Below are 12,522 nucleotides of genomic sequence, written 5' to 3'. Positions count from 1 at the left end.
CCGACGGCACGTGGGATTCGCCAGACACAACCTAGTCGAGTATTTCTCGGCGCGGCCACTCTCGGCCGCTCTTGGGTAGGTCGGCGGGGCTGGTAGCCAGGGTGCCGGACTTGAAGCGCGCGGACCTGAGCCGAGCGGCTTCGGGTCGAGCGGGCTGCTCGGCCGCAGGCTGCACGTCGGACAAGTTGCGTTCGTCGAGTTCGGCCAGCCCGACCACGATGATCAGCACCATGACGACCGCGACGACGGTCATGATCAGTGGGGTCAGCAGTTGCGGCGGCTCGGCACCGTCCGGCATCGCATGGCCGCCAGCATGCTCGGCATGCATTGCCGCCATTCCGGTGTAATGCATGCCGCATACCGCGACCCCCATGATCAACGCCGCGCCCGCGGTCGCACGAAATCCGTGCACGTGCTGCATGAACCACAGCGCGGCGGTTGCCGCGACCACCGCGATCGCCAGCGACAGCGCGACGAGCTCGGGGCGGTACCCAATGGTCACGTTGGTGTGCATCGCATACATGCCCAGGTAGTGCATGGCGGCTACGCCGAGTCCGGTGACGGTGCCGCCGACCGGCAAAGCCAGCACTTCCCGCCGCCAGCGCACGACCACCGACAGTCCGATCCACACCACCACAATGGCCACGACGGCACTCAGCAGCGTCATCGGCACATCGAACCGAATGGTTCCCCCATCGATGGAGAAACCGAGCATCGCGGTGAAATGCATAACCCAGATGCCCGCACCGCCAAGGGATACGGCCGCGGCGAGGAGCCAGCCTCCTGGCCAGCGCGCCGTTCGGGCATGCACCGCACATCGCAGGCCGAGCAGCGATCCGATGACAGACATGACATAGGCCAGGACAGGGGTCACCCATCCGTAGGTGAAGTGGTCGAGTTCCAGCACGCACACGCTCCGTAGCTATCAACTGGCTTCTTACCGGCAAACCGTAACGCAAACGTAATGCACGGAGCGTGTGTTGCAAAGCTCATATTTCAGATCGGGTGTTGCGCAGGCGTATCCCCGCGATATCGACACTTCGAGCTCGTAGTGGTCACAACGGTGCACCTGGACGAGGCTCGGGTCCACGATGCCTCGCCAACCCTTACAGTCCCTTAGGTTGAAGCAGCAATCTGTGAGAAACCTGCAAGCAGCACAACAGCAGCCCGTGCGATACATCCCATCGAATCGGTCCTGGCTGAGGTTCGTCGCGGGAACCATGACCGCCGATGCGGCGAAGAGTTGCTCCGCGTCGAGCGATGCGGTGATGTCGCTGCGTTCGGTCTGCATGTCGGACTGCCGTTGGGCAGCGCGATCGGAAGTTCACGCAGCGGAATCCAGAGCCGGGTGCGGGATCTTCCTCGCCGCCGCGGCGCGGACGTGATTCCGGTGGCCCGAGCCGAGATTCCACTGCTGGGCAGCCGCGGCCTCGGCTCGGGCACGCTCGGTGTCACGACTTGGCCGACAGCATCCTCCGGCCATGGGCGGAGTCGATCAGCGACGGCCCGTTGGTGTCGGTCCGGGTGATGCTTGGCGTCCGGTGTCTTTCGATGCTCGGCCGGTCGGCGCTCGGCCCGCATTCTCCGGCTGCTCGGGCAGATGACGCCCGCCGGATTGCCGCGAGTACGCGGCGCTCGGCGCAACCGGGTGTGTGGGCTGGGCTCGGTCGAGCCGCTGCAATGCGAATGCGGCGATCAGGCCGATCATGATGAGCCCCAACCACACTGCCCAGTCGACTCCGGCGGCGCGGGCGGCGCCGACTACGGCGCCGGTTGCCAAGTTGCCCGCCAGAATGCCGACGCCGACCACCGTGTTGTAGAACCCGTAGTGGGTTGCCACGAGTTTCCCGTTGGCCAGGGATACGACGGTGTCCATCTCGAATGGGAATACCGCGGCGTTGCCGACCGCCAGCAATGCCGCCGACATGAGCAATGCCGCCACGGCCGCACCGACGCCGAAGCGCCAGGGCCCCGGGATGATCACCAAGGGTAGGAATGACACGGCGAGTATGCCCATCCCGACGACCAGGCTGCGTCCTGTCCCCCATCTTTCGCGGAACCAGGCGGTGACGCGTAGCTGACCGGCGACCGCTACTGCCCCGGACACCACGAACAGTGCCGATACCAGAATCTGTGCTCGCGCGCCCGCGATGAACTCCGCCTGTAGCGGCAGCGCCAGATAGACCTGGAACGACAGCACATACGAGCCGATCATCGCGACCGCGAAGGCGAGGAACCGACGGTTCGCGACCACGGTCCGCCAGTCGTCGAGAACCGATGACTTCTCGTCGGCGAGTTCCGCCCGTCGGGTCGGCAGCGCGCACAACTGCGCCACCGTCAGCGCCGCGAATACGAGCGCGGCGGTACCCGCGGTGACCCGGAAATCGACCGCCATCAGTGCGAGCCCGACCAGTGGTCCGGCCAGGATGCCCGCTTGATAGAAGATGTTGAACACGGCGAACGCCTCTACCCGCCGCTCCGCGGTATCGGCCGCGAGGTAGGCGCGCACCGCCGGGTTGAACAGGGCGCCCGCGAAACCTGTTGCCGCCGAAGCGATCAGCAGACCCGGCAGGGACGTCGCGAAGACCAGCAGCGCGAAACCGCCGGTGCGCAGCAGACATCCGGCCACGATCAGCGGTTTGTAGCCGAGCCGGTCGGCCAGCGTGCCACCGATCAGGAACATGCCCTGCTGCGAGAAGTTGCGCACACCCAGCACCAGGCCGACGGCCCACGCCGCCAAGCCGAGCGGACCCGCCAGATATCCGGCCAAGTACGGCATCAACATGTAGAAGCCGAGGTTGATACCGAACTGGTTGACCATCAACAAACGTGCCGGGAGGTCGAAGCTGCGAAAGTTTCTGAATACCGTCACTGGGTTGCCCCTTGATCCGAAGCCCGTTCGCGCGGGTCGACAACTGTGCTGCAACGGGTCCAAGCGGTCACGACTCGTTCGGCCGGATGCGTGATGGTGTCGGGGTAGGTCGGCGGCTCGGCATCGAGAAGTCCGTGCTCGGCGCAGTAGGTGTCGCTGTAGACGGTGTCGAAATAGCGTTGCGGGCCATCGGGAAATACGGCGGCGATCCGCGCATCGGCGTCGTGGGTGCGCGCCGCCCAGCCCGCAGCCAGCGCCACCGCGCCGACACTCCAGCCGCCGGTGGCATAGTGTGTCACGGCCAACGTGCGGCATGCCCACACCGCCTCCGACGGTGCGACCCAATGGATTTCGTCGAATGCGCGGTAGTCGACGTTGGTCGGGTAGATGCTCGACCCGAGACCTCGCATCAGCCGTGGTCCCCCCGGCTGGCCGAAGATTGTGGAGGCCACGGTATCCACGCCGATGAGCTTCAGGTCGGGGTTGAACCGCCGCAGCACCCGCGCGACCCCGGCCGAATGTCCGCCGGTGCCCACCGCGCACACCAGAACATCCACTGTCCCGAGCTGTTCCACCAGTTCGAGCGCCAACGATTCGTAGCCGTCGACGTTGTCGGGGTTGTTGTACTGATCCGGGCACCATGCTCCGGATTCCTCGGCCAGCAACTCGGCGACCCGATCCCGACGTGCCTGTTGCCAACCGCCGTTCGGGTGCGGCTGCGCGACGAGATCTACGCGCGCACCATAGGCGGCCAGCATCTGGGCGACGATGGGCTCCAAGCCCGGATCGGTCACCACGGTGACCGGATGGCGGTACACCATGCCGGCCAGTGCCAAACCCAAACCCAATGTGCCGCTAGATGATTCAATGATTCGAGCGCCAGCTGCCAGCGCACCGCGCGCTTCGGCCCGGCGCACCATGTGCAGCGCAGGGCGGTCCTTCATGCCGCCGGGATTGAATCCTTCGAGTTTGGCCCAGAACCCCCGACCGGCGGGTGCGAGCGGGGCGCCGACCCACAGCACCGGAGTGTTGCCGACCAGCGCGGGAGCCTGTCGGGCGGCGCCCGGCGCCGGGATCAGCGCCGGGGGTACCTCGGGCCGGTCGAGCGCGATCTTGTTCATGACTGTCGCTTCCTGTATCGAGACCGCCACGCGGCGGTGTGGACGTTGAACGGCAGCGAACACCGGCCGACGGCACACAACGTCGGCCTGGCGCTGACCGATCAGCGTCGGGCGATACAGATCCGTTCGAGAATGTCCCGACCAGTAGCGGAGGGTGGGGATACCGGCGGACCGCGGACGCCTCCAGCGAGCGTCGAGTAACTGGCTGCGGCAACGATGGCGACGACCCCGATCAAGGCGAGCAGGCGCAGTGCCGCGAAGTTCTCGGCCGCACCCGTCCGCACCGATTTCACGATGCAGTGGGCGAGATGCAGGCCGCAGGATTCGTGCGCGGCATTGATGACCGCGTGAGCGGAATCGTCGAGGGCGGCGGTGCGAAAGTTCCCAGGCGCCATCTGGCTATGCGCGCCGGAGTGCTCATGGTCGTCCGTCTGGGCGCAGTGGACCATCGGCGCCACGAGCAGCAGTGCGATGAGCACCGCCACTACGGTGCCACCGTGCCGCAACCGCCCGATGAGGTTCACAGTGAGCCGACTATAGCGCCGGTCGGGTAGCAAACGGCGGCGGCGCGGGTAGCGGCGGTGGGTGTGTGGGATCGGCGACCCGATAGCGGGCACCCGATGCCGCGAATCATCGACACCCGGGTGCCCGCCATCGAGATTCTTCCGATGGCGCGCGAGTCCGCGTACCGCGGTACTCCCCGGCGCGACTCGTCGACAACCTCTTTCAACTTCCAATCCCCTTGGCCGCGACAAACTTTCGGCTCACACGTTCGGCGAAGACAAACCTTTGACGCCCACTGCAAATAACCTACTACCTCCGTACGTACTTAGTCGCAGTGCGGCGCATCACATCTATCAGCCTTGCAGTATACCCCCAGGGGGTATAAATTTCTCGTGTCGAATGAACAAGATCGAGAGGCCGAGGCAATGACCACCCAGACTCACGCGGATCACTCTGGCGCGCACGGCGATCACACCGCTCATGCCGGGCACCACAACCACAGCGCCCACGCCGGGCACGCGGCGCCGGCCGCCCACGCCGGGCAGCACGACCGTGCCGGGCAGCACGACCATGCCGGACATGGCGGCGGACTCCCGGGCGGACTTCAGATCACCCAGGACGGCTACCAGTTACAACTCGCGGCCCCGATCATCGGGACGGGTGAAATCGACTTCCGGTTCCGGATCCTCGGACCAGATGGCAAGCCGGTCACCGACTACACCGCTATCCACGACCGCGACCTCCATCTGATCGTGGCTCGGCGCGAACTGACCGGGTTCTGGCACGTGCATCCCCAGCTCACCGCAGACGGGACCTGGGCCGTGCGCTTGAATCTCCCGGAGGCGGGCGCCTACCGCGTCTTCACCGATATCGCTCCGCGGGCCCTCGGCAAGACCATCACTCTTGGCGCGGACCTCGCCGTTGCGGGCGCATACGAACCGCGTCCCACCCCCGAGGCAACGCGCACCGCGCTCGTGGACGGATACGAGGTGACCCTCGACGGCGAACTGGTCCCGGGTGCGGGCCGACTGCTCACCCTCACCGTCCGCAAGGATGGCGAACCGGTCACCGACCTGCAGCCCTACCTGGCCGCCTTCGGTCACTTGGTGATCCTGCGCGCGGGCGATCTGGCCTACGTCCACGTGCATCCGAATGGTGAACCCGGTGACGGGGTGACCGCGCCCGGTCCGGACATCACGTTCCATACCGCCGTGCCCGGCCCCGGAACCTACCGGCTTTTCCTGGATTTCAAGCACGGTGATGTGGTCCGGACCGCCGCCTTCACGCTGCCCACCACTGCCTGATCGCCGAAGTCTGTTGAGTGGGTGGATCTTCCATCTGATCACCGCCTATTCCGGAGAGGAGTCCGACGTGTGCAAGTGCTGCTGTCGCAATATCCGCGATCCACCCAACTCATTTGCCAGGAAGGGTTTCCGATGCGTTCCATGCCCATGCTCACCGCCACACTGTTCGGCCACCGTGACTATCTGAAACTGTTCACCGCTCAGGTGTCGGCCCTGTTCGGCACCGGGCTGACCACCGTCGCACTCGGGCTGCTCGCCTACGAACTCGCCGGGGCGGACGCGGCGGCTGTCCTCGGCACCGCGCTGACCATCAAGATGCTCGTCTATGTGACAGTCGCGCCGATCGTGGCCGCCTACGCGGACCGATTCCCCCGCAGGATTTTCCTGGTGGCGCTCAACGTCATCCGAGCCGCCGTTGTGCTGGCTCTGCCGTTCATCGACCAGGTGTGGCAGATCTACGTGCTGATCGCGGTGCTGCAAACCGCCTCGGCCGCATTCACCCCCACATACCAGGCGGTCATCCCGGATATCCTGCCCGACGAACGCGAATACACCAGGGCGCTGTCGGCGGCGCAACTGGCCGCCACCATGGAAACCCTGCTGAGCCCGATGCTGGCCGCGGCCGCACTGGCCGTGATCAGCTTCCACTGGTTGTTCGTCGGCACCGCAATCGGATTCGTCATCTCGGCTGCCCTGGTGATCACCACCCGCATTCCGGACGCGACCGCCGCCGCGCAGGGCTCATTCCGGGAACGGATCACGGTGGGCATGCGCATCTTCGCCGCGACGCCACGGCTGCGCGGCCTGCTCGGATTGAACCTCGTTGTCGCCGCTGCCGGATCGGTGATCATGGTCAATACGGTCAACTACGTACGCGACACCCTCGGCGGCACCCAGTCCGGAGTAGCAATGCTATTGGCCGCCAATGGGTTCGGCACCATGATCGTCGCGCTCTCGCTGCCCCGCGTCCTCGATCGGATCGGCGCCCGGCCGGTGATGCTGGCGGGTGCGGCCACGCTGATCACCGGACTCGGCTCGGCCATCGCACTGTCGACCGCCGACGGCGGCGACTGGCGATGGGGCGCCGCGATCGGAGTGTGGGCGCTCATCGGTGCGGGCACCGCGGCGGTGCTGACGCCGACCGGGCAGGTCCTGCGGCGCTCCTCGCAACCCGGCGATCGCCCAGCGCTCTTCGCGGCACAGTTCTCGCTGTCGCATCTGGCCTGGTTGATCACCTATCCGATTGCGGGATGGTTGACCACCGCCGCCGGTTTCACTACCACCTGGACAACGCTGGCGGTATTCGCCGCCGCGGGAATCACTGTGGCGCTGCGGATGTGGCCACGCCACGACCCGCAGGAGCTGACTCACCTACATGAAGTCGGCACCATCGACCCGGCCCGGCTGGCCGATGCCGACCGCGTCGACGACCGCCACTACCGGCACACCCACGTGTTCGTCATCGACGCCGAACATCGCCGCTGGCCGACACGGGCGGAATGGGCGCTGGAAACTGCCGCTGCAACGTAGCGATCGACACTGCTCGAAGCGAGATGCCAAGCGGGCACCCGAAAACCGGGTGCCCGCTTCAGCATTGCGCACACTCGAAAGCAGTGCGTACCCGAACGCTCAGTTCGTGGCGAGCGCTTCGCCGCGGATCCACTGGAGCAAGGTGGGGTTGTCGACGGTGGTGATGACGCCGACGGTGGCGCGGACGTAGCGGTCATCGTCCAGCATGGCCAACATGCTCGCGGCCAGGTCCACACGAGCGGTGAACCTGCCGTCGGCGTGGCCCTCGACGACGGTGTAGTCGGTGACCGACGGCAGATGGTAGAGCCCGCTCGGGCGCACGATCGTCCAGTCGAGATCGCTGGCGCGGATCAGCGTTTCCATCCGCCGCATGTCGTCGTACAGCGTCTTACCCACCACGCCTGTCACGTATGGCAGCAAAACGCGATTGAACAGGAACCCGCTATCGGAATACGGCTGCGGGTCGACGCCGCTCGAGCTGACGACGGCGAGCCGACGCACCCGATGGCGTTCCATCGCGGCGACAATATTTGCCACGCCACGCGAATAGGTGCTGATCGGTTCCTTTCCGGCAGGCACCCCGAGCGTCGACAGCACCGCATCCCGCTCCGCGACCGCGGCGTCGACGGCCACCGGGTCGAATACGTCGGCGCCGACTACCTCCAGCCGATCATGGTGCAGCGGAAACGATTCCGGCTGCCGGGTGACCGCGCTGACCTGGTGTCCGGCGGCGAGCGCCTGGCCGGTGAGCAAGCGGCCGGTGGGACCATTGGCTCCGAAAACTGTGATACGCATGACGATTGTCCTTCTCTGATTACGACGTCTGCTGGGACACGGCCGGGGAAGCCACACGCAGCGCGCCGAACGCCCGCGCCCACACGAGCAGCTCGTCGACCAATCCGTGCACCTGCGCCACGTGCAGCTTCCGCGGTCGGAAATCGGTGAAATTCGCGAATTCCTTGCGCAGCATCAGCGCAACCTGCGGCCGGATCCTCCTTTGGTGCTGTTCATCAGAAGCTGGAAATGCCCGTGCGGGCGGTGGAGAACGCGCTGTGGGTGACCATTTTCTTGAGTGCGACCGCGGTCCGTCCGGCGACGTAGATGCGCCGGACCGTGTCGTCGGCGTGGGTGAACTGGGCTACCGCGTCCTTCCTGCCCAGCGAGAGGCCGCGGCTGAAATACGGTAGGGAGTGCGGCTTGGGCTTGCGGCCTTTGCGCAGGCGAGCGAAATTGTCGGCCGCGTGAATGGCCTGTGGCAGCGCGGTATAACAGGCGAAACGCGCTCCGGGCACCGCTGCGCAGTCGCCGACGGCGAAGATCCGCTCATCGCTGGTGCTGCGCAGGAACTCATCGACAACGGCACGACCGCGCGCATCGACCGCGAGACCACTGCGCGCCGCGAGGTCGGGGACGCCTGACACGATCGCCCACAGGGTCAGATCGGAGGCCAGATCCGAACCCGACCGCAGCCGCACAACACCGTCGAACTGCCCTGCGCCCGAACCGATTTCGGCGACTTCATCGTCGACGATCTCGACCGTGAGCCGTTCCAAGCCGGAACGTACCCGCCGATACGCACCGTCGGAAAGGCCGCCGCCCACTGAGGAACCGACGAGCCGCACCCGCACATCCGGTCTGGCCTCGGCGATTTCGGCCGCCGTCTCGATGCCCGTCGGACCACCCCCGATAACGGTGACCTGGCCGCCCGCGGGCAGGGCGGCCAGCGCCGCGCGAGCTTGTTGCGCGCCTTCCCATGTGCCCACCGGGACCGTTCCCGGCATCGGCACAACGGTGCTGCCGACGGCCAGGAAGGCGTAGTCGAAGTCGATTCGCTCACCGTTGGTGAGGACGACGGCGCCGTCGCCGATCTTGTCGACCGCGCCGACCCGTGCCCTGATGCCTTCCCGCAGTACCTCTGCCAGGGGCGTGGCCGCCGAGTATGTTCCCGCGATCTGCTGGTGCAGCCGTACCCGCTCCACGAAGTCCGGGCGCGGGTTGATCACCGTGATCTCGGCGTCCTTCACCTTCTTGGCTACCCGGTTCGCCACGAGCGTGCCCGAGTAGCCGCTGCCCACTATCAACACCTGCATGTCGGCCTCCTGTCTGCGTAACTGGACGAACATAAAGATGCCGACGACCGCGCCTATGTGACGTCGCTGCACCGTGACATCTGTCACCGATCAGAGGTGTCACAAAGCGGTCGGAACCGGCGTCTGGTGTGTGTGGCACAGTCGAGAACGGACAACAGGCGGGAGTCGGCAATGAGCGACGGCGGCGAGCGAACGGTTGAGCCGGCCGAGCCGTTGCCGCGCGGTCGACCGGACCCCGCCACCGATGCGTTCCTCGCGCACCGCAGACTGCTGTTCACCGTCGCCTACGAGATGCTCGGCTCGGCCGCCGACGCCGAAGACGTGCTGCAGGAAACCTGGCTCCGGTGGGCCGGAGTCGACCTCACCACCGTGCAGGATCAGCGCGCCTATCTGGTCCGCATCACCACCCGCCAGGCCCTGACCCGACTGCGCACGCTCGACCGGCGCAAGGAGTCCTATGTCGGCCCCTGGCTGCCCGAGCCGCTGCTCACCGCCCCCGATGTAGCCGAGGACATCGAGCTGGCCGACAGCGTTTCGATGGCGATGCTGCTCGTACTCGAGACACTCACCCCGACCGAGCGCGCGGTGTTCGTGCTGCGTGAAGTATTCGACCTGGCCTACGACGAGATCGCCGAAGCCATCGACAAGTCCCCGGTCACGGTCCGCCAGATCGCCCACCGCGCACGGGCACATGTCGCCGCCCGCCGACCGCGCGGAGTCGTTTCCTCCGCCGAGACCCGAGACGCACTCGCGGCATTCCAGCGAGCGGTCGAAACCGGCGACATCCAGAGCCTGCTGACGATCCTCGCGCCCGACGTGGTCGCGCTCAACGATGGTGGCGGCATCAAACAGGCCCTCCCACGCCCCATCGTCGGGGCCGACCAGGTGGCTCGACTGTTCGCCATCTACTGGAACACGATCGGCGCCACCGCGACGCTGCAACCGACCCAGGTCAATGGCTACCCGGCACTCATCATCCGACTGAACGGGGAACTCGACAGCGTGATGGCGGTGCGCATCGACGATGGACTCATCAGCGGCATCTACTCTGTGCGCAACCCGGAGAAGCTGTCGCATATGGAACGCGAAACCTCACTGCACCGTTGAGCCCGAAACGCTGACCCGCCTTCGCGCGATGAACACACATCCACAGCGCGGGCCGCATCGTGAAATCGAGTAGTGAACTACCCGTGACCAGCAGCGATAGCGGCTGGAAACTGATGATGCGGATCGCAATCCGAGCATGATGTGCGGGAGCCGGAGCCATGGGTGACATCGACGTCTGGAAAGACAGGGTGCTGTCGGTCCTCGACACCGTGCCCCCGGGCAAGACGGTGAACCAGAAGAAGTTGCTGACGATGGTCGCCGCGCGGTTCGCCGCCAAATTCGAGGCGGGCGAACGTGAGTCGATGGCCGGCGAGCCGATGTGGTGGGTGGCGGTTTCCGACGCTCTCAGCAAGCTGCGTGACGACGAGCTCGTCGTACCGGGGGCGATCGAACTCACTTCGCTCGGGCGGAGCGAGGCGCCCGACGCGGTCATCCGCGCAGCGTCCTATGTTCCAGCACAGGCGCCAGCAACCGGCACGCCGGGCAGGCTGCCGGTCGCGGGCGTGATCGCTCCACCGTTGCGCGCCCATCTCGAGACACGCCGATCCGAGCACGCCCGATCGGCCGCGATGGGTATCGCGATGCCAGCCGGGGCGGACGATCCGATATCCGTCATGGTCGAGCTCAACTCGCGCTACGGCCGCGGCCTCAATGCCGCGTTCAACCGGCTCAAGGAGCTCTGGAAGCTTGTCGCGGCTGCCGGTGCGCCGTATCGCCTCACCGACGAGTATGCAACCGGACGGTTGACCCCGGACCAGATCGAGGGGCTGGTATCCGCGGATGCCGTGGTGTCGGACATGCTGGCCCGGGCAATGCAACGCATCTGGCCGGACTTCGAGATCCACGGTCAGATCGACCAGTCCTTCGTGACGATCAAAGCCGAAGCCGCTCAACGATCCTTCAATGCCTACGGCGAGGGAATCGTCTGGGCCGTCGTGGATTCGGGCATCGACCAGAGCCATCCGCACTTCCTCGCCAATGCGACCCTCACCGATCGATCCGTGCGCGATCTGCATCGCACGTGCCCAGGGGACGGACCTCCTGTTCGTGACGGTGCTCTCGTCGACGAGGAGGGGCACGGTACCCATGTCGCCGGAATCATCGCGGGCGGACTCAGTGGATGGGCGAAAAAGGTTGTCGTCACTGAGAATCGGTACAACACCGCGGACGGCGCCGAGCTGCGCAGGCGCGCGGTGGCCGAGCCTGCGCGCCTTTCCGGTATTGCGCCGCGGGCGAGGCTGGTGAGTCTCAAGGTGCTCGGCGCGAAGGGCAACGAAACGGCACGCGTCGGGCGGGTGATCCAGGCGCTGACCTATGTGCGCAAGGTCAACGCGGCCAGCGACAACGCGCCCCGTATCCACGGCGTAAACCTCAGCCTCGGTTACGGATTCGATCCGGCCTGGTACGCGTGTGGGAGCAGCCCGCTGTGCATCGCGGTCGACAACCTCGTTCGCAGCGGCGTCATCGTCGTGGTCGCGGCCGGTAACTCGGCCTACGTCAGCCTCTTCGTCGAAGACCGGAACGCGCCCACCCGGTTCAGTACCGGAATGACGATCAACGATCCGGGAAATGCCAAGCGTGCGGTCACGGTCGGTTCGACGCACCGCGACGCGCCACATACCTATGGCATCTCCTACTTCTCCTCACGCGGGCCGACCGGCGACGGGCGGCTGAAGCCGGACCTGGTGGCTCCGGGCGAACGCATCACCTCCGCTGCCGCGGGCAAGCTCGGTGCGGACGCCTTTCGATCATTGGGCAGACGTGAGGAAGGCGCGGCCGTGTATATCGAGCAGAGCGGCACCAGCATGGCCGCTCCACATGTCTCAGGTGCCATCGCGGCGTTCCTGTCGGTCCGGCGCGAATTCATCGGCGACCCCGAATCGGTCAAGCGGATCTTCGTCGAGTCGGCGACGCCGCTGGGTCGCGATCGCTATCTCGAAGGCGGCGGACTCGTCGACCTGATGCGAGCCCTGCAATCCGTCTGAACCCGGCGA

The 12,522-nt window shown here is 66.2% G+C and carries 11 protein-coding genes; 4 read left to right on the top strand and 7 right to left on the bottom strand.

Going from position 1 to position 12,522, the window contains the following annotated elements:
• Window positions 1-31: 31 nt before the first annotated feature.
• From ABZ293_RS24805 to ABZ293_RS24790, 4 genes are all read right to left on the bottom strand, one after another.
• Window positions 32-907 carry an MHYT domain-containing protein gene (locus ABZ293_RS24805; RefSeq protein ID WP_355184264.1) on the bottom strand — a complete coding sequence of 292 codons (876 nt, stop codon included), beginning with the start codon at window positions 905-907 and terminating at the stop codon, window positions 32-34.
• Window positions 908-1,495: 588 nt separating this feature from the next.
• Window positions 1,496-2,872 (bottom strand): MFS transporter, encoded by a 1,377-nt coding sequence (locus ABZ293_RS24800; protein ID WP_355184262.1) that lies wholly within the window; start codon window positions 2,870-2,872, stop codon window positions 1,496-1,498.
• A complete protein-coding gene (locus ABZ293_RS24795; RefSeq protein ID WP_355184260.1) occupies window positions 2,869-3,993 on the bottom strand; it encodes a PLP-dependent cysteine synthase family protein in 1,125 nt (374 codons plus the stop codon). The genes ABZ293_RS24800 and ABZ293_RS24795 overlap by 4 nt, the downstream gene beginning before the upstream one ends.
• Before the next feature lie 101 nt (window positions 3,994-4,094).
• On the bottom strand, window positions 4,095-4,517 hold the full coding sequence (locus ABZ293_RS24790; RefSeq protein ID WP_355184258.1) for a hypothetical protein: 423 nt from the start codon (window positions 4,515-4,517) through the stop codon (window positions 4,095-4,097).
• A gap of 405 nt (window positions 4,518-4,922) precedes the next feature.
• Between ABZ293_RS24790 and ABZ293_RS24785 the strand changes: the two genes are divergently transcribed.
• Window positions 4,923-5,801 carry a hypothetical protein gene (locus ABZ293_RS24785; RefSeq protein ID WP_355184256.1) on the top strand — a complete coding sequence of 293 codons (879 nt, stop codon included), beginning with the start codon at window positions 4,923-4,925 and terminating at the stop codon, window positions 5,799-5,801.
• A 132-nt stretch (window positions 5,802-5,933) separates the two neighbouring features.
• A complete protein-coding gene (locus ABZ293_RS24780) occupies window positions 5,934-7,331 on the top strand; it encodes an MFS transporter (protein ID WP_355184254.1) in 1,398 nt (465 codons plus the stop codon).
• A 99-nt stretch (window positions 7,332-7,430) separates the two neighbouring features.
• Here ABZ293_RS24780 and ABZ293_RS24775 read toward each other — a convergent pair whose 3' ends face one another.
• The 3 genes from ABZ293_RS24775 to ABZ293_RS24765 are packed head-to-tail and all read right to left on the bottom strand — an operon-like array spanning window position 7,431 to window position 9,421.
• Window positions 7,431-8,126 (bottom strand): NAD(P)H-binding protein, encoded by a 696-nt coding sequence (locus tag ABZ293_RS24775; protein WP_355184252.1) that lies wholly within the window; start codon window positions 8,124-8,126, stop codon window positions 7,431-7,433.
• A gap of 19 nt (window positions 8,127-8,145) precedes the next feature.
• Window positions 8,146-8,301, bottom strand: coding sequence for a hypothetical protein (locus ABZ293_RS24770; protein WP_355184251.1), 156 nt, complete (start codon window positions 8,299-8,301; stop codon window positions 8,146-8,148).
• 40 nt (window positions 8,302-8,341) lie between these two features.
• The gene (locus ABZ293_RS24765) at window positions 8,342-9,421 is read right to left on the bottom strand and encodes an FAD-dependent oxidoreductase (protein ID WP_355184249.1); all 1,080 of its coding nucleotides are present in this window, start codon (window positions 9,419-9,421) and stop codon (window positions 8,342-8,344) included.
• A 171-nt stretch (window positions 9,422-9,592) separates the two neighbouring features.
• On the opposite strand from ABZ293_RS24765, the gene ABZ293_RS24760 reads away from it, so the two are divergent.
• Both ABZ293_RS24760 and ABZ293_RS24755 read left to right on the top strand, forming a co-directional pair.
• A complete protein-coding gene (locus ABZ293_RS24760; RefSeq protein WP_355184247.1) occupies window positions 9,593-10,528 on the top strand; it encodes an RNA polymerase sigma-70 factor in 936 nt (311 codons plus the stop codon).
• Between the two features lie 158 nt (window positions 10,529-10,686).
• Window positions 10,687-12,513 carry a S8 family peptidase gene (locus ABZ293_RS24755; protein ID WP_355184245.1) on the top strand — a complete coding sequence of 609 codons (1,827 nt, stop codon included), beginning with the start codon at window positions 10,687-10,689 and terminating at the stop codon, window positions 12,511-12,513.
• Window positions 12,514-12,522: the final 9 nt, after the last annotated feature.

This window comes from Nocardia sp. NPDC005998 (assembly GCF_040614395.1).
In the GTDB taxonomy this organism is placed as follows: domain Bacteria; phylum Actinomycetota; class Actinomycetes; order Mycobacteriales; family Mycobacteriaceae; genus Nocardia.
Note: the sequence above shows the minus strand (reverse complement) of the source record. Positions and strands in the feature narration are given on the sequence as shown.